This is a genomic window from Niveispirillum sp. GW835-FHT14G11, assembly GCF_058793615.1.
Window position 1 is genome coordinate 217,885 of the sequence record NZ_JBXAFZ010000009.1, and the last position, 17,072, is coordinate 234,956.

Genomic DNA, 17,072 nt, shown 5'->3' on the forward strand with positions numbered 1-17,072 from the left:
GTACACAGGGGGCCGTTAACGGGTGCGCCGGGGTCGGATGCCGAGGAATATCGCGGTATTGCTGTTTCTGCTGCTGGCCTTGCCGGTGGCGTCGTTGATGGCCTGGGTGATGCCGCCCTATTTCAACGTCGATGAAACCAACCATGTCATGCGGGCCGAAACCGTCCTGCAAGGGCAGGTGTTCGGTGCGCGCGATGCCGATGGCTCGTCCGGCGGGCTGATCGATAGCGGGCTTCTGACCCTGCTGTCGCGTTACTGGCCCGTCCTGTCGGAGCCTGGGAAGCGGGTGGGGGCCGACCGGATGGCGGAGGCGGCGACCGTCCCCTGGGCGGGGGGGACCCGCTTCGTCCATATCCCCAATACGGCGATCTATCCGCCCACCCTGTATCTGCCCACCATGGCCGGCCTGTGGCTGGGCAAGCAGCTGGAGCTGCCAGTGGAAGCCAGCATCCGGCTGGCGCGCTTCGTCAATATCCTGTGCGCCGTGGGGCTGGTGGCCCTTGCCCTGCGGCTGGCCGCCTTCGGCCGTGCCCCCATGGCGGCTGTGGCGCTATGGCCCATGTGCCTGGCCCAGTATGCCGCCTGTTCGCAGGATGGGCTGTTCATCGCCCTGGGTGCGCTCTATGCCGCCCTGCTGTCGCGCGCCATCGCGGGCGGGCGCAAGGCGACCGGGGCGGAGTTCCTGGGCTTGGCGCTGATCACTCTGCTGATCTCCATGTCCAGGCCGGCCAACCTGGCCCTGTTGTTGCCGTTGCTGTTCGTCATGCCGGGGCGCATCGGGCGGGTGCCGGGCTGGCTGGCTCTGCCGCCGGTGCTGCTGCTGACCGGGGGCTGGGCGTTGCATGCCGTGCTGTATGTGCAGGTGATGCAGGTGCATGGCGACGTGGTGCCCGATCTGCGGGGGCAGCTGGCCCATGTGGCGGCCCATCCGCTGGATTTTCCCGTCGCCATGGTTGCCACGCTGCGTGACTGGCTCTGGCCTTTCACGGTGGCCATGCTGGGCTGGATCGGCTGGGGCCAGGTCAACGTCGTCCTGCCGGAAGCGCTCTATCCCGCCTATCTCTGGGGCTTCGGTCTGCTGCTGGCGCTGACGGCGTTGGCACCGGGCAACCTTCCTTCCATACGGGTGAAGACGGGGGTGGCGCTGGGCCTGCTGGGCACCGTGGTCGCTATCTTCCTGTTGCAGTATCTGACCTTCACCGCCGTGGGGGCGGGCCAGGTGGGGGGCGTGCAGGGGCGTTACTTCGCGCCGCTGGCTCTGCTGCTGGGGCTGCTGGTCCCGGTGCTGGGCCATCTTGTGCCATCGCAGCTGCGGGGCGCATTGCCATTTGTCACCGGATTGATCCTGGCCGTCCTGGGCATCGCCACGGCGATATTCCTGCCTTCCGCCGTGATGATGCGGGTTTACGTGGCGCCCGGCTGACTGGCATGCCGGGCGCCCTTGGGGGTACCGCCGCCATGGGGGTTGTCAGGTCCGCATGAGAACGGTAAGTGTACAAAAGCCGTTACATAAAAAGCCTTGTAGTGCCCCTTGCCGGCATTACATGAAAGCTTCCCGGGCATGCGGGGCGGCCGTTTGACACTGGAGAGGGAAACACCAACGTGGAACATACCGGTCCCGTCATCAGCAGCTTCGGTCTGGATTATCTGGGCCTGACCAATTTGAAGGCCGCACACTGGAACCTCAGCGTCGGCACGCTCTATGAACAGGCGCTGAAGCGCGGCGAGGTAAAGCTGTCCAAGGATGGCGCGCTGGTCGCCATCACCGGCCAGCATACGGGGCGTTCGCCCAACGACAAGTTCACGGTGCGGGAAGAGACGACGGAGGCCGACATCTGGTGGGGCCCCAACAAGCCCTTCACCGAGGATGCGTTCGACCGGCTGCATGCCCGCGTCACCGCCTTCCTGCAGGACCGGGAAGTGTTCGTCCAGGATCTTCATGCCGGCGCCGATGCCGCCTACCGCCTGCCGGTGCGCATCGTGACCCAGCATGCCTGGCACAATCTGTTCGCCCAGAACATGTTCATCCGCCCGGCGCTGAAGGACCGGATGTCGTTCGAACCTGCCTTCACCGTGCTCCAGGCGCCCGATTTCCGGGCCGTGCCGGAGCGGGACGGGACGCGGTCGGACGTGTTCGTCGTCATCAATTTCAAGAAGCGGCTGGTGCTGATCGGCGGCACCTCCTATGCCGGCGAGATCAAGAAGTCGATCTTCTCCATCCTGAACTTCCTGCTGCCGGCCCAGGGCGTGCTGCCCATGCATTGCTCCGCCAATATCGGTACCGGCGGCGACACGGCCATCTTCTTCGGCCTGTCGGGGACCGGCAAGACCACGCTGTCGGCCGACAGTTCCCGCACCCTGATCGGCGATGACGAGCATGGCTGGTCCGACCGTGGCGTGTTCAATTTCGAAGGCGGCTGCTATGCCAAGGTCATTCGCCTGTCGGCGGAGGCCGAGCCGGAGATCTATGAGACCACGCGCCGCTTCGGCACCGTGCTGGAAAATGTCGTGATGGATGAGCGCACACGTGCGCTGGACCTGGACGATGCCAGCCTGACGGAGAATACGCGGGCCAGCTACCCGATCGACTTCATTCCCAACGCGTCGGCGACAGGTTTGGGTGGCCAGCCGCTGAACATCATCATGCTGACGGCCGATGCCTTCGGCGTGCTGCCGCCCATTTCCAAACTGTCGGCCGATCAGGCCATGTACCATTTCCTGTCCGGTTACACCGCCCGCGTGGCCGGCACCGAAAAGGGCGTGACGGAGCCGCAGGCGACGTTCAGCACCTGCTTCGGCGCCCCGTTCATGCCGCGCCATCCCACCGCCTATGCCAGGCTGCTGGGCGAGAAGATCAAGACGCATGGGGCCAATTGCTGGCTGGTCAATACCGGCTGGACGGGCGGGTCCTATGGTACGGGCAGCCGCATGAAGATCGGCCATACCCGCGCCCTGGTGAATGCCGCCCTGTCGGGCAAGCTGGCCGCCGTCACCCACAAGCCGGAACCGAATTTCGGCCTGGCCGTGCCGGAAGGCTGCGACGGGGTGCCGGCCGATGTGCTGCTGCCCCGCAACGCCTGGGCTGACAAGGGCGCCTTTGATGCCACCGCGCATGAGGTGGCCCGCCGCTTCGAGGCCAATTTCACCCAGTTCGCCGATCAGGTGGACGAGAAGGTCGTGCGCGCCGGTATCCGTACCGCCGCGTAAAAGACTGTTCCACCATCCCTCCGGATGACCGGGGAGGGGCGAAAAGGGCCGGGGGAGCGATCCTTCGGCCCTTTTTGTTTGTTCCCTCAGGCGCCGGGCGCCCGCATCCGCGGGCTTGGCTCACGCCGCACGTGCGGCGGGCCGGCAGTCGCCGGCCTGCAGCGGTCATGTGCCACTATGGAGAGGCAGCGGGGAACAGTTCCAGATGGCTGTCGGCACGGCGCCCCAGATACAGCGCGCAGCGGCCGGTGATCGACACGAAATAGCTGGTGCAGCCGGCCGCCGCGATGCGGGCCATGAAATCGCGGTAAGGCAGGGTGCCGGCCTGGCTGTCGCGGATGGCCACTTGCACCGACGCCGCGTCGAACCGATCGGCCACCGCCACCGCCACGGGCTCCGCCGCACAGACATGGGAGGAGCCGTCGGGCAGGTAGTAGGTCTTCTCCGCCCGCAGCAGGTCGGCATGGTACTGGTCTACCCCCGCCCCGGCCAGCGTCGCCACGATGCGTGGGAAGGCGCCGGTGGTCGTATAGGACAGGCGGGTGCAATCCTCCAGAATCGCGGTCAGTGCGGCATTCATCTATGGGATCCTTGATGGGTATTTGATTTCCAAGGAAACTATATCGATATGGTTTCCTTGTCAATCACCCATGAAAAAGCGTTCTCCTTGGGGCAGGGGGCCATGCATTCAACCCGGAGTGCGGGATGGCGGCCATCGACTCCCCGCATGGCTTCTGTGACGAACCTCACATCGAACGACGTTCAAATTCAGCTAAACAGATTTCACCGCGATGACGTGGTCAGGTTTCAAACAAGAAATCGCCATAATCGCAATAACAGTGAGCTGAACGGTCGCCAAGGATGCACCATCGATTGGTGCCACAGAAAAACTGTGCCTGGCTCTACCGCATATGGAGAACAAAATGTCGCGTATTGCTTCTGCCCTGCTTGGTGGTGTTGCTCTGGTCGCCGTTGGCGCCGCGCCGTCGCTGGCGCAGTCGCCCTTTGACGGCGCCTATGCCGGCGTCTTCACCGGCTACTCCGACACCAATGCTTCCGCCGCTTCCGGCACGGCCAACGCCGACATCGATGCTGATGCCTGGCTGTATGGCGCCTATGCCGGCTATGGCAAGACCTTCGACAAGCTGTACCTGGGGGCCGAGGCCGAACTGGGTTCCGCCAGCCTCAGCGGCAATTCCGGCACGGTTGCCGGTCTGGCCACCAAGTTGAACGCCAATGAGAGCTGGGGCCTGTCGGCCCGCGCCGGTTATCTGGCCACCAACGACCTGCTGGTCTATGGCCGCGCCGGCTGGCAGCGCACCAACTATGACGTCACCGTCGGCACCGGCGCCAACCGCATCAAGGCCAGCGACAATCTGGACGGCTACCGTCTGGGCGGCGGCCTGGAATATGCCGTGACGGACAATGTGCTGGTCCGCACCGAGTACAATTACGTCAACTACGACGACACCAATTTCCGTGAGAACCAGATCCGCGTGGGCGTCGCCTACCGCTTCTGATCTACCGGATACACCTCCCCCGTCCCGGTTTGCGGCCCCACAGCGGCCGGGACGATGGCGGGCCTGGCCCATGCCCTCATACAGGTCCGCCCCTCCCCCCCGGCACCGTCCCCACGGTGCCGGGGGCTTTACTTTTTGTTTGTTCCTTTGGGCACCGGGCAGACGCCTTCGGCACCCTTGGGCAATGACCGTCGGCATTATCGGTTCCTCCTGCTGGATGAGGTCTCCGCACCCGCCCGCCATTGGTCTTAGCGCCGTCTTATGCCGATACGCCTCTTTCCCGCGCCGCAATCATGACATATTGAAAGTGCAGTCGGTTTGGATGCGCCGGTCTTTCGGAAGTAACCCGGAAGAACCCGGCCGGAGGTTGGAGAAGAAATTGGCTCAAGTGATCGCCCTGGTCGATGACGACCGCAACATCCTGACATCCGTTTCCATCGCGCTGGAGGCCGAGGGTTACGAGGTCCGCACCTATGGCGACGGCGACGAGGCGTTGCGCGGCATCAGCTCGCGCCCCGTCGACATGGCCGTGCTGGACATCAAGATGCCGCGCATGGATGGGCTGGAGCTGCTTCAGCGGCTGCGCCAGACCACGCAGATGCCGATCATCTTCCTGACATCCAAGGATGACGAGACGGACGAGCTGCAGGGCCTGCGCATGGGGGCCGATGATTACATCAAGAAGCCGTTCAGCCAGCGCCTGCTGATCGAGCGTATCAAGACCCTGCTGCGCCGGGCCGAGGTGGCCCAGGGCAAGGGGGCCGCCCCCGATCCGGGTCAGACCCTGGTGCGCGGTGAGCTGGTGCTGGACGGCGTGCGCCATCTCTGCACCTGGAAAGGCAAGGAGATCGACCTGACGGTCACGGAATTCCTGCTGGTCAAGGCGCTGGCCGTGCGGCCGGGCCATGTGAAGAATCGCGACCAGCTGATGGATGCCGCCTATGGCGAGCATATCTATGTCGATGACCGCACCATCGACAGCCACATCAAGCGCCTGCGCAAGAAGTTCAAGGCGGTGGACGACGATTTCCAGCAGATCGAAACGCTGTACGGCGTTGGTTACAAATACAAGGAATAACGTCAATGCGCCCTCAGGCGCCGGGCGCCCACATCCGTGGGCTTGGCTACGCGCCACGAGGCGCGGGCCGGCGGTCGCCGGCCTGGAACGGCATATGTCAAAACCCATGCCGTCTATAACAATCGGGGCGCTGGGGTGTTGATCCCCGGACAACCCCTGACGCCGGGAGTAAGCGAACGGTGAAACGCCCTTATGGCGATCCGGCCGGCGAGGAGGCAGCGCCTCCCACCTGGCGGCGGGTGCGGCATTTCTCGCCGCTGACGCTGCGCATCCTGGCAGTCAACATGCTGGCGCTGGCCATCCTGCTGGGCGGCCTGCTGTATTTGTCCACCTATCAGCAATGGCTGATCGACAAGGAAGTCTCGGCCCTGACCACAGAGGCGCGGATTTTTGCCGGCGCCCTGGGTGAAGGCGCCATGCAGCCCGCCACCGACGAGTTCAACGAGCCGTCCAACCAGCTTTCCTATGAACTGGCGCGCCAGATGGTGCGCCGCCTGGTGGAGACCACCGACACCCGCACCCGCCTGTTCGCCCCCAATGGCGATCTGATTGCCGACAGCCGCGTGCTGGGGGGACCGAAGGGCACCGTGCAGATCGAGGAACTGCCGCCGCTGCGCGATGGCAACCGCCTGACCGAGATCGGCATCGCCATCTATGATTATCTAGTCAATGCCGTGCCGGAGCGCGAGCATCTGCCAGCCTATCCCAGCGAGAAGGACCCGACGGCGGAGAATTACCCAGACGTGATGAAGGCGCTGTCGGGCGAACTGGGCAGCAATGTCTGGCGCATCGGCCGGCCCGACGGTCGGTCGGACATGGTGCTGACCGTGGCCGTGCCCGTACAGCGTTACAAGAAGGTGCTGGGGGCCGTCTATATCTCGCGCGGCGGGGCGGCGGTGGATTTGGCCGTGCGGGAATTCCGCATGGACATCCTGCGCCTGTTCGCCATCACCCTGGGCGTAACGGTGCTGCTGTCCTTCTATCTGGCCGGCACCATCGCCCGGCCCATCCGCCGGCTGGCCAATGCCGCCGACGAGGTGCGCCATGGCCATGGACGACAGGTGAGTATCCCCGACTTCTCCCGCCGCCGGGACGAGGTGGGGGACCTGTCCATCTCCCTGCGTGAGATGACGGACGCCATCTGGAGCCGCATGGACGCCATCGAGCGTTTCGCCGCCGATGTGGCGCATGAGATCAAGAACCCGCTGACCAGCATGCGCAGCGCCGTGGAGACGGTGCAGCGGGTGAAGAATGACGATCAGCGCCAGCGCCTGCTGGCCATTATCTATCATGATGTGCAACGGCTGGACCGGCTGATCAGCGACATTTCCAACGCCAGCCGCCTGGACGCCGAATTGTCGCGTGCGCGGGCGGAGCCGGCCGATCTGGGCCAGACCCTGACCATGCTGGCCAATATTCACGACGCCACCCTGGGCAATGCCGAAACCCTGCGCGAGGTGGCGGTGGAGGCCGGTGGCGAGGTGGTGGCGGCGCCGGCCCCGGTGCGGGTGGAGGTGGAACTGCCCAACACCCGCAACGGGCTGGTGGTGCCGGGGCTGGAAGGCCGCCTGACCCAGGTGTTCCAGAACCTGCTGTCGAACGCCCTGTCCTTCTCCCCGCCGGGCGGGCTGGTGCGGTTCAAGGCCAGGTCACTGCCCGACCGGGTGGAGATCACCTGCGAGGATCAGGGGCCGGGCATCCCGGAGGGCAAGCTGGATGCCATCTTCGACCGGTTCTACAGCGAACGGCCCAAGACTGAGGCGTTCGGGAAGCATTCCGGCCTGGGCCTGTCCATCTCCAAACAGATCATCGACGCCCATCAGGGCCGGATCTTCGCGGAGAATATCAAGGGTGCCGACGGTGCGGTGGCCGGGGCGCGGTTCACGGTGGTGCTACCGCGCTGAGGGGGGAGGCGCCAAGGGAAACCTTGGGCACCTTCATTACCACCTCTCCCTACCGTCACCCCGGCGAAGGCCGGGGCCCATATGCCAAGCCCTTTGTTCTACGAACTGGGCCCCGGCCTTCGCCGGGGTGACGGTGGAGATTGTTGAATCTCCTACAGCCCAGACTTCTCAGAAGCCCCGTCAAACGAGTGTCACCGGCCGTTGGCGGCCAGGGTGCGTTCCAGCATTTCCGCCTTCACCATCCCGGTATCGGCGCTGGCCATGGCCTGACGGCCGGGCTTGGCGGAGCCGGCGGCGACGCCGGCCATGACCAGCAGCAGGGCCGTGGTGAACACCAGACCCATGGCCGACAGCTTCTGGCGGTCGATACGGGAAAGGGTGCGGTCCAGGGTGCGGCTGGTCATGGCGTCGTCCTCCAACAGGCTTGTCGTCATGCCGGTTTCGGGGCGGGAAGCCGGCCGGCGACAAGAAGAGAACAACAGTCGGGCAGGGCGGAGTTGGGACGGGATTGGGGCCTTTTGGCGGCGGGCCTGGAAAGAAAATCGGGCGAGCCGTTTCCAGCCCGCCCGATCACCCATTCAAAAGTGAACAATGCTCAACGCGACAGGGCCGCGTCGATCATGTCCACCGTCTCCTTCACGCCGTAGAGCGCGATGAAGCTGCCCATGCGGGGGCCCGTGGTCTGGCCCAGCAGCACCTCGTAGAGCGCCTGAAACCAGGTGCGCAGCTCGGTGAAGCCGTACTTCTTGCCGACCTCGAACACCTGATTCTGCAACTGGTCGGCCGGCGTGTCGGTGGCCAGGCTGGACAGCACCTCCCGCAACTCCGTGATCGCCGCCCGCTCCTGCTCCGACGGGGCGCGGTACTGTTTCGTGGGCTTCACGAAATCCTGGTAATAGGTGACGGCATAGCCGACCAGCTTGTCCAGGAAGGGAGCCGTCTCTGGCGACGCACCGGCCGCGTAGCGGCGGATGAAGCCCCACATGACGTCGGCGCTTTCGGCATTCGCCGCACCGGCCAGGTTCAGCAGCAGGCCGAAGCTGAGGCCCGCCGTGCCCTTCACCGCATTGGGCACCGCGCCATCATGGATATGGTGGACGGCCGTCTCCAGCTTCTGCGCCGGCTCCAGCGCGTCGAACTTCTCGACAAATGTCAGATATTCGTCCACGGCGCGGGGGATGACGTCGAAATACAGCTTCTTGGCGGCGCGTGGCTTGTTGAACATATACAGCGCCAGGCTTTCCGGGGGGGCATAGCGCAGCCATTCCTCCATCGTCAGGCCGTTGCCCTTCGACTTGGAGATCTTCTGGCCCTTCTCGTCCAGAAACAGCTCGTAATTGAAGCCGTCGGGCGGGGTGCCGCCCAGGATCTTCACGATCTTGGCCGCCAGTTCCACCGACGGGATCAGATCCTTGCCGGCCATTTCGTAATCGACACCCAGCGCGAACCAGCGCATGGCCCAGTCAGGCTTCCATTGCAGCTTCACCGCACCGCCGGTGACGGGCGTCTCAACCTTCGTCCCGTCCTCATCCTCATAGACGATGGTGCCGGCGTCGGTATTGCGCTCCAGGAGCGGCACCTGCAGGACCCGGCCCGTGGTCGGGCTGATGGGCAGGAAGGGGCTGTATGTGGCCTGACGTTCGGCCCCCAGGGTCGGCAGCATCACCGCCATGATCGCATCATAGTGGCGCAGCACGGCCAGCAGGGCCGCGTCGAACCGGCCCGACTTGTACCAGTCGGTTGCCGACTGAAACTCATACTGGAAGCCGAACCGGTCCAGGAAGTCGCGCAGCATGGCGTTGTTGTGATGGCCGAAGCTTTCGAACTTGCCGAACGGGTCGGGCACCTGGGTCAGGGGCTTGTGCAGGTTGGCGGTCAGCAGGTCGCGGTTGGGCACATTGTCCGGCACCTTGCGCAACCCGTCCATATCGTCGGAAAAGGCGAACAGGCGCGTCGGCACGCCCGGCATCAGCCGTTCGAAGGCCCGGCGCACCATGGTGGTGCGCGCCACTTCGCCGAACGTGCCGATATGCGGCAGGCCGGACGGGCCGTAACCCGTCTCGAACAGGACATAGCCTTTGGGCGGGGCTTTGCCGCCAAGGCGCGCGACCAGCTTGCGCGCCTCCTCGAACGGCCAAGCCTTCGCCGCAAATGCCAAATCCTGTTCGCTGCTCATCGCATCATCACCAGATAGAGAAATACAAGGCCGCAAAACTAGGGCGAAGGCCGGGAACGGTCAACGCACAGCCCCGTTGGGACGGGCATGCGGCAGGTTTGGGAAATGATCCATAGTCATATAACTTTTAATATTAAAACGAATGAAAACCCTCCATTGTGCCGGTACTTGACCAGTTGGGCGGGAGAGGAAGATGCCGGACCATACCATCTCCAGGATGCTGAAGCGCGCGTCGCAAATGCCGGGCGGCATGTTTCCCGTGTCGGAACTATCGCCGCCGGACCGGCAGCCGCCCAGCCTTCCGGGCGAACCCTATGAGTTGGGCCTGACCAGCGCCGGCGCCATCTCGGCCGGGGCCTATATCGCGGGTGCCATGGACATGCTGGTGGAGGCACTGGACAAGTGGCAGGCGGCCAAGGACGACCCTGCCCTGCGTGACCGGCTGCCCGACCATTCGGTGCTGGTCCGCGTCGTCACGGGTGCCTCGGCCGGGGCGATGAATGCGGCCCTGCTGGCCGTGCTGCGTGACCGCGCCTTCACGCACCTGTCCAGCGATCCCAGCCCCGATGGCGGTGAGGCGCCGACCGGCAATCCGATCTTCGACGCCTGGGTCAACCGCATCGATATCGACAAGCTGCTGGCCCGCAAGGACCTGAAGGATGGCGCGGCGCCCGTGTCGCTGCTGGACGGCACGGCCCTGCCCGACATCGCCCGGCGCGCGCTGACGGACGCGGCCGCGCTGCCCACCATCAACCGACCCTGGCTGGCCGACCCGCTGCGTGTCATCCTGACCCAGACCAATTGCCGCGGCGTGCCCTATTTCGTGCCCTTCGCGGGCAGCAGTGCCGGCCAGGGCATGATGCAGCATGGCGACCAGGCCCGTTTCACCCTCGCCGTGCCGGGTGGCCGGCCCGACAGCCAGCCCCTCCCCTTCCCGGACGAGACGCCGCTGACCGGTGCGCCCGCGCCCGGGTCGGTCTGGTCGAAACTGACCGATGCCGCCGTCGCCAGCGGCGCCTTCCCGATCGGCCTGCCGCCCCGTCAGATGTCGGCCAAGCCGGCGAACTATGACTATCGCGTCTATTTCACCCATGACGGGGACCTGATGAGCGTGTCGCCTCGCGGTAACGGATGGCCGCTGGCGAACGGCGCCTATGTCGGCATCGATGGCGGCACCATCGACAATGACCCGTTCGGCGTGGCGCATGACATCCTGGCCGGCGGCTGCGGCACCAACCCGCGCAAGGGCAAAGAGGCGACGCGCAGCGTGCTGATGATCGACCCCTTTCCCGAAGTGCCGGCCTATGGTCCGGCGACGCTGGCGGAGTTGCCGCTGCTGAAGACCGTCGGCAATGCCATGGGCGTACTGGTCGATCAGGCGCGCTTCCGGCCAAAGGACCTGATCCTGGCCCATCTGGAGGATGTGTTCAGCCGCTTCATCGTCGTGCCCAAGCGCAAGGACCCGGTGAAGGGCAAGTACAGCCTGGCCTGCGGCTTCCTGGGCGGGTTCGGCGGCTTCCTGTCCCGCCGGCAGCGGCTGCACGATTTCATGCTGGGCCGGCGCAATGCCCAAAAACTGCTGCTGGCCCACATGGCGCTGCCAGCCGACAATCCCCTGTTCGCCGGCTGGCGGGACAAGCCCTTTGCCCAGGCCTACTATGCCCGCGACAATGACGGCAACATCGTCCGTGACGGGAGTGGCCAGCCTTTCCTGCCCATCATCCCCCTGTTGCGCGATACGGGCGGGATGTCCCTGGATGTGCGCTTCAAGATCGCCGAGCAGCAGGAACTGCCCTGGCCCGTGGGCGCGGTCGATGCCGGCAAGGTGGCCAAGCAGGTCCGCGCCCGCGCCAAGGCGCTGGTTGCCCCGCTGATCAAGGATCTGAACTTCCTGGTCCGCACGGGCATCAACACCGCCCTGTCCCTCTGGGGCTATGGCGCGCTGGAGGATGAGGTGCGCGAGAAGCTGACCAGTGAAGCGGATGAATGGGGCCTGTCGTGATCTCTACCTCACCCCGAACCTGAACCGTTCCCCCTTCCCCGGCATCGCATAGGTGCCGAACATCCGGTCCCAGATGGCCAGCGCGGTACCGAAATTGCGGTCGCGATGCGCCGGGGCCAGGGAATGGTGCAACTGGTGCATCTGTGGGGAGATCAGCCAGCGTGAGAGCCAGCCGGGAAAGGGCAGGGGTACGGGGCTGTGGCGCAGATGCGCGAAACCCAGCCCCCAGGCCAAAGTGAAGATATTGACGCCCAGCATGGTCAGCGCCGGCACTTGGGCCCCCGCCAAACCCGCCGCCAGCCCCAGGCCCAATCCCTGGGCCAGCATGTTGGCGGAGATGTGGACGGCCTGTTCCCAGGGCCAGAAGCGGAAGGCGGTCAGCGGCGTCAGCACGGGCGGGGCATGGTGCAGCCGGTGCGAGCGCCACAGAAAGGGCACGGCGTGGAAAAGCCGGTGCGTCCAGTAAAGCGCGAAATCGCCGGCCACGAAGGCGAAAAAGGCGGCGGTCAGCAGCAGGGGCCAGCCCGGCACCCCACCTGTGGGCGTACCCACAGCCATCCCGGCCAGCATTGCGCCCAGCCGGTTGCCGATCAGCAGCAGGCCGACCAGCCAGGGCGCCAGCAGGAAGGGCAGGGTGGAATTGACCAGAAAGCAGCCGGCATCGACGGGCAGTTCGCGCCAGTAGTCGGCGCCACGGCCCCACAGGCCACGCTGCCGCCCGAACCAGACGGTACCGGCCAGCCCGACCGCCAGGCCGGGCCACCAGAACACGGATTCAGGCGCAGTCAGCAGGCCGCCCAGCGAGGTCAGCCAATCATCGACCGCCTTGTCCCAGTCCAGCCGCGCCATGCCACGGCCACCCCGTTCCAATGAAAGACGGGGCAGCATGACAGATCAAGGCAGGACAGCAAAGCCAGGGTCATCCCAACGGCATGAGACACTCTTGCCGTTGGAGGCCGGTGACTGCCGGCCCGCCGCTTGGTAGCGGCGTAATCCCGAGCCGCTGGATGGCGGCGCCCGGCGAATGAGGGCGGCGTTTACGCCGCCGGCTGGTCGCTTTCGGCGTCCGCCATCTCGTTGCCCTGGTCGTCGCCGCCATCGTCGCCGTCGAAACCGTCGCCGTCATGACGGGCAACGGGCTGGCGGGCGCGGCCTTCCTGCTCGTTGATCTGGCAGATGATGCGGTAATAATGCTCCGCATGCTGCAGATAATTCTCGGCAGCCACCCGGTCGCCCGACGTGTGGGCATCACGCGCCAGCGCCTGGTATTTTTCATAGACCTGGAAGGCATTGCCGCGGATGCGCACATCCGGGCCGCTGCTGTCGAAGTTCTGATGACGCAACGGCATGTTCTGGCGGCGATTGCCACCGCCGTTATTGCCACCGCCACCACCGCCATTGTTACCGCCGCCGCCATTGCCGCCACGGCCACGGCCGCGCCGCTGCTGCTGGTTATTGGGTCCCTGTCTCATTCGCTATATGCTCGGCCCCTGGTTTTCCGAGCCCCCGGACATCCTGTCGCCCCGTCTTATCCGTTTTTAGTCGGCCTTGACCGTCTGGGCGGCGAAACCTCGCCACGCCCTGGGACGCATAAGCCCCGGTCCGAGGGCTTTGCCACGGCAGGCGCCCCACGCGCCGCTGCCGTCCGCTGGGGACCCTAGCGATACTCGCCTTGCATTCCAAGGGTTTTTTACAGCTGCGTAACGATCACCTGTGGAAATCCCGCGCCATGGCCACCCGGTCACGTCCGCCCAGGTCCTGGCGGGTAAAAACATCGCCGAAACCGGCGGCGCGCAGCAGGCCGGCGACATCCGGCCCCTGGTCCGCCCCATGTTCGAACCCGACAATGCCGCCGGGCGACAGCAGCGGCGGCAGCGCGCATGCCAGGTGCCGGTACGGGTCCAGCCCGTCCGCCCCGCCGGCCAGCGCCCGCCACGGCTCGAACCGGGCCACCTCCGGCGCCAGGGTCGCGATGTCGGCATCGGGGATATAGGGCGGATTGGAGACGATGATGTCGAACCCGCCCGTCAGCGCATCGACCCAGGACCCAGCCAGAAAGGCCGCGCGGTTGCCCAGGCCCAGTGCCGCCGCATTGCCGGCCGCCACGCGGGCCGCATCCGGCGACAGGTCCACGCCGACACCGAAAGCCTGTGGATATTCCGACAGCAATGCCAGCAGGATGGCGCCGGTGCCGGTCCCCAGATCCAGGATACGCCAGGGGGGGGACCGGTCGGGCCGGGCGCGCAGCACCGCGTCCACCAGCGTCTCCGTATCCGGCCGCGGGATCAGGGTTTCCGGCCCCAGCGCCAGGGTCAGGCCCCAGAATTCCCAGTCGCCCAGGATGCGCTGCACCGGTTCACGCGCAGCACGGCGGTCGACCAGGGCCTGAAAGCCGGGCACGGTGGCGGCGGGTACACTCAAGCCATCGGGCCGGCGCAGCCGGTTGACCGGAATGGCGAAGGCGCGTTCGGCCAGGTACAGCAGGTCCAGCCGCGCCTCTTCCACGCCCAGCGAGGTCAGGTGTTGCTCGGCGGCGCGCAGCAAGGGGGGTAGGGGAACCATCTCGCTCATCGTTTCCTCCGGCGGCGGGCCACCCGCCGGGACGGGACGGCAGCGGTGGCCGCCATCTTCTCCGCCAGCCCGGCCAAGGCGGCGAAGGGGTTGTCGGCATCCACCATGGCGGGCCGTGGCGGTGCGGCCGCTTCCTTGGGCGGGTCCGGGCGGCGGCGCACCCAGATGTCGGGGACGGGCGGCTGCCCCTCTTCCACCGGCGGCTTTTTACGCAGCCGCCAGCCCAGCGCCAGCAATATCTCTGGCAGCTCCGCATTTGAACTGGCGGCCAGCGGCGCCAGGCCCGACAGGTCGGTCAGGCGCCCATCCGGCGTGCGGGTGGATATGGCCTGCATCAGCCGGTCGGCCATGTCCACCCGCACGGCGCGCGGTCCCAGTGGCAGGAAACCAGCGGCGCGCAGCAAGCCATCGCCCGCCGGGTCCCGCACCACGGAGATGCGGCCCGGCGGCGGCAGCGGCGGCGGCAGCGACAGCCCGTGGCGCACGGACCAGAGCAGGCCCAGCATGGCGGCGGCCCTGGGCTTGATCAGGGCGGGCAGGTAGATCTGTGCTGTGCCGAAGCGCACGCCCAGCCGTTCCAGCGCCGCGTGCGCCGGCTTGTCCAGGCTGGCCACCAGCCCTGCCACATCCGCACGCGGCAATATGCCGGCGGCTTCTGCCAGCTGGAACCCGATGCCGCGCGCCGGACCCGACAGGTCGGCCGCCGCCAGCCGGGCCAGCGGCGCCAGATCGGCCCGCACCTGCGTCTGCAGGAAGGCCAGCAGCCGCGTGCGGACCCGGTCGCGCTGGGCCCCTTCCAGCAGCTCATCGCGCAGCAGCCGGACGTTGGGCGACAGCAGCCGGTCGCCGGGCAGCAGCCGGCCCAGCTCCACCTTGTCCCAGCGGATGATCCCGTCCGGACCCAGGGCGAAGGCATCGTCGCCCGCCATTTCCGCCAACGCCACGCGGCGCGCGATCTCCTCGCGCAGGGCGCGGCGGGCGGCGGTCATCAGGGTCGGGTGGTCATCCTCGCCGACATCGGCCTGCATGTCGAAGCCCAGGCCCTTCAGGGCCCCGACCTCGTGCCCTTCAACAAACACCGTGCCGTCGGCCGTGACATGGCCGGCCAGATCGCGCCCGTCGCGTAGGGATTTCACCAGCCCGGCCGAACGCTTGTCGACAAAGCGCTGGGTCAGCCGTTCATGCAGGGCGTCGGACAGCCGATCCTCGATCCCGCGCGTCACCCCCTGCCAGTGCTTGGGATCGGTGACCCAGTCGGCGCGGTGGCTGATATAGGTCCAGGTGCGGATATGGGCGATGCGCGACACCAGCGTGTCGATATCGCCCGTCAGATTGTCCATGCGCTGCACCTGCCCGGCCACGAAATCGGTGGTCAGCCGCCCGCCCGGTGCCATCAACTGGCGATAGAGCTGGCCCAGCAGGCGGGTATGGGCATCGGTCATGGTCTTGCGGAAATCGGGGACCTGGCAGACCTCCCACAGCAGCTTCACCCCGCGCGGGCGGCGGGTCAGGCCCATCACCTCCCCATCGGCGGCCAGCGCCTTCAGCGCCTCCACATCGTCGGCCGGGCGCGACCGGATCAGCAGGGGGGACGGTGGCCGGGCCTCCAGCGTGCGCAGCAGGGCTTCCACCGAGCGGGTGTCCAGGTCGCTGTTGCGCCAGACCAGTTGCTGAAGCGGCGGGAACTCGTGATTCTCCACCGCCCGCACGATATCCTCATCCAGCGGGGAACAGTCCCAGGTGGTGCCGAAGGTGCCGTCAGACTGATGCCGGCCGGCGCGGCCACCGATCTGGGCCACTTCCGGGGCGGTCAGGCGGCGGGGGCGCTGGCCGTCGAACTTGGTCATCCGCGCGAACCAGACATGGTCGACATCCATGTTCAGACCCATGCCGATGGCATCTGTGGCCACCAGATAATCGACGTCGCCGGCCTGATACATGGCCACCTGGGCGTTGCGGGTGCGGGGGCTCAAGGCACCCATCACCACCGCCGTGCCGCCGCGCGACCGGCGCACCATTTCGGCCAGCTGATAGACCTCCGTCACTGAGAAAGCCGTGATGGCACTGCGCGGTGGCAGTTTGGTCAGCTTCTTGTGCCCGCCATAGGACAGTTTGGAAAAGCGGGGGCGGGTGATCACCTCCACCTTGGGGATCAGTTTCAGCATCAACGGCCGGATCATGTCGGAGCCCAGGAACATCGTCTCCTCCGCACCCCGCGCATGCAGCAGCCGGTCGGTGAAGATGTGCCCGCGCTCATCATCGGCGCATAGCTGGATCTCATCCACGCACAGGAATGAAACCTGCCGGTCCAGCGGCATGCTTTCCACGGTACAGACCCAATAGCGTGGGGCGGGGGGAATGATCTTCTCCTCCCCCGTCACCAGGGCCACGGCGTTGGCGCCCTTCATCCGGACCAGCTTGTCATAATTCTCCCGCGCCAGCAGGCGCAGGGGGAAGCCGATCATGCCGGTATTGTGCGCGGCCATGCGTTCCATGGCCAGATAGGTCTTGCCGGTATTGGTGGGGCCCAGGACGGCCAGCACCCGGCCGCCGCCAGGGGAAATTTGTGCGCTCATGGGTTTATCCTGGGGCGGACGCCTGTGATATTGCAAGC

Annotated in this window: 13 protein-coding genes; 6 read left to right on the forward strand and 7 right to left on the reverse strand. The window is 66.2% G+C overall.

Annotation, left to right across the window (positions count from 1 at the left end; all coding sequences use genetic code 11):
- Positions 1-37: 37 nt before the first annotated feature.
- On the forward strand, positions 38-1,423 hold the full coding sequence (locus tag AC1Q7F_RS18015) for a DUF2142 domain-containing protein (protein WP_492509336.1): 1,386 nt from the start codon (positions 38-40) through the stop codon (positions 1,421-1,423).
- Positions 1,424-1,602: 179 nt separating this feature from the next.
- Positions 1,603-3,207: a phosphoenolpyruvate carboxykinase gene (locus AC1Q7F_RS18020; RefSeq protein WP_492509338.1), complete on the forward strand. Its 1,605-nt coding sequence runs from the start codon at positions 1,603-1,605 to the stop codon at positions 3,205-3,207.
- 175 nt (positions 3,208-3,382) lie between these two features.
- On the opposite strand, the gene AC1Q7F_RS18025 is transcribed toward AC1Q7F_RS18020, so the two are convergent.
- Complete coding sequence (locus AC1Q7F_RS18025) at positions 3,383-3,787, reverse strand: DUF1398 family protein (RefSeq protein WP_492509340.1); 405 nt, start codon at positions 3,785-3,787, stop codon at positions 3,383-3,385.
- Between the two features lie 343 nt (positions 3,788-4,130).
- Between AC1Q7F_RS18025 and AC1Q7F_RS18030 the strand changes: the two genes are divergently transcribed.
- From AC1Q7F_RS18030 to AC1Q7F_RS18040, 3 genes are all read left to right on the forward strand, one after another.
- Positions 4,131-4,727, forward strand: coding sequence for an outer membrane protein (locus AC1Q7F_RS18030; RefSeq protein WP_492509342.1), 597 nt, complete (start codon positions 4,131-4,133; stop codon positions 4,725-4,727).
- A 379-nt stretch (positions 4,728-5,106) separates the two neighbouring features.
- The gene (locus AC1Q7F_RS18035) at positions 5,107-5,805 is read left to right on the forward strand and encodes a response regulator transcription factor (protein WP_492509344.1); all 699 of its coding nucleotides are present in this window, start codon (positions 5,107-5,109) and stop codon (positions 5,803-5,805) included.
- A 179-nt stretch (positions 5,806-5,984) separates the two neighbouring features.
- The gene (locus AC1Q7F_RS18040; protein WP_492509346.1) at positions 5,985-7,709 is read left to right on the forward strand and encodes a stimulus-sensing domain-containing protein; all 1,725 of its coding nucleotides are present in this window, start codon (positions 5,985-5,987) and stop codon (positions 7,707-7,709) included.
- Between the two features lie 191 nt (positions 7,710-7,900).
- On the opposite strand, the gene AC1Q7F_RS18045 is transcribed toward AC1Q7F_RS18040, so the two are convergent.
- Both AC1Q7F_RS18045 and AC1Q7F_RS18050 read right to left on the reverse strand, forming a co-directional pair.
- Complete coding sequence (locus AC1Q7F_RS18045; protein ID WP_492509348.1) at positions 7,901-8,113, reverse strand: hypothetical protein; 213 nt, start codon at positions 8,111-8,113, stop codon at positions 7,901-7,903.
- 191 nt (positions 8,114-8,304) lie between these two features.
- Positions 8,305-9,885 (reverse strand): lysine--tRNA ligase, encoded by a 1,581-nt coding sequence (locus tag AC1Q7F_RS18050; RefSeq protein WP_492509350.1) that lies wholly within the window; start codon positions 9,883-9,885, stop codon positions 8,305-8,307.
- Positions 9,886-10,078: 193 nt separating this feature from the next.
- Here AC1Q7F_RS18050 and AC1Q7F_RS18055 point away from each other — a divergent pair, with 193 nt between their 5' ends.
- Complete coding sequence (locus AC1Q7F_RS18055) at positions 10,079-11,887, forward strand: patatin-like phospholipase family protein (protein WP_492509352.1); 1,809 nt, start codon at positions 10,079-10,081, stop codon at positions 11,885-11,887.
- A gap of 3 nt (positions 11,888-11,890) precedes the next feature.
- Here AC1Q7F_RS18055 and AC1Q7F_RS18060 read toward each other — a convergent pair whose 3' ends face one another.
- The 4 genes from AC1Q7F_RS18060 to AC1Q7F_RS18075 form a co-directional block, all read right to left on the reverse strand.
- Positions 11,891-12,775: a sterol desaturase family protein gene (locus tag AC1Q7F_RS18060; RefSeq protein WP_492509354.1), complete on the reverse strand. Its 885-nt coding sequence runs from the start codon at positions 12,773-12,775 to the stop codon at positions 11,891-11,893.
- Between the two features lie 149 nt (positions 12,776-12,924).
- A complete protein-coding gene (locus AC1Q7F_RS18065) occupies positions 12,925-13,359 on the reverse strand; it encodes a DUF4167 domain-containing protein (RefSeq protein ID WP_492509356.1) in 435 nt (144 codons plus the stop codon).
- A 235-nt stretch (positions 13,360-13,594) separates the two neighbouring features.
- Entirely contained in the window at positions 13,595-14,458 is an 864-nt protein-coding gene (prmC, locus tag AC1Q7F_RS18070; protein ID WP_492509358.1) for a peptide chain release factor N(5)-glutamine methyltransferase, read from the reverse strand.
- Positions 14,455-17,034, reverse strand: a complete 2,580-nt coding sequence (locus tag AC1Q7F_RS18075) for a helicase-related protein (RefSeq protein WP_492509360.1) — start codon at positions 17,032-17,034, stop codon at positions 14,455-14,457. The genes prmC and AC1Q7F_RS18075 overlap by 4 nt, the downstream gene beginning before the upstream one ends.
- Positions 17,035-17,072 lie beyond the last annotated feature (38 nt).

Excerpts from the sequence above, each read along its gene's own strand:
- AC1Q7F_RS18065 (WP_492509356.1), bottom strand. The coding sequence starts at position 13,359 with ATGAGACAGGGACCCAATAACCAGCAGCAGCGGCGCGGCCGTGGCCGT.
- AC1Q7F_RS18050 (WP_492509350.1), bottom strand. The coding sequence starts at position 9,885 with ATGAGCAGCGAACAGGATTTGGCATTTGCGGCGAAGGCTTGGCCGTTC.
- AC1Q7F_RS18055 (WP_492509352.1), top strand. The coding sequence starts at position 10,079 with ATGCCGGACCATACCATCTCCAGGATGCTGAAGCGCGCGTCGCAAATG.
- AC1Q7F_RS18030 (WP_492509342.1), top strand. The coding sequence starts at position 4,131 with ATGTCGCGTATTGCTTCTGCCCTGCTTGGTGGTGTTGCTCTGGTCGCC.
- AC1Q7F_RS18025 (WP_492509340.1), bottom strand. The coding sequence starts at position 3,787 with ATGAATGCCGCACTGACCGCGATTCTGGAGGATTGCACCCGCCTGTCC.
- AC1Q7F_RS18015 (WP_492509336.1), top strand. The coding sequence starts at position 38 with ATGCCGAGGAATATCGCGGTATTGCTGTTTCTGCTGCTGGCCTTGCCG.
- AC1Q7F_RS18045 (WP_492509348.1), bottom strand. The coding sequence starts at position 8,113 with ATGACCAGCCGCACCCTGGACCGCACCCTTTCCCGTATCGACCGCCAG.
- prmC (WP_492509358.1), bottom strand. The coding sequence starts at position 14,458 with ATGAGCGAGATGGTTCCCCTACCCCCCTTGCTGCGCGCCGCCGAGCAA.
- AC1Q7F_RS18060 (WP_492509354.1), bottom strand. The coding sequence starts at position 12,775 with ATGCTGCCCCGTCTTTCATTGGAACGGGGTGGCCGTGGCATGGCGCGG.
- AC1Q7F_RS18075 (WP_492509360.1), bottom strand. The coding sequence starts at position 17,034 with ATGAGCGCACAAATTTCCCCTGGCGGCGGCCGGGTGCTGGCCGTCCTG.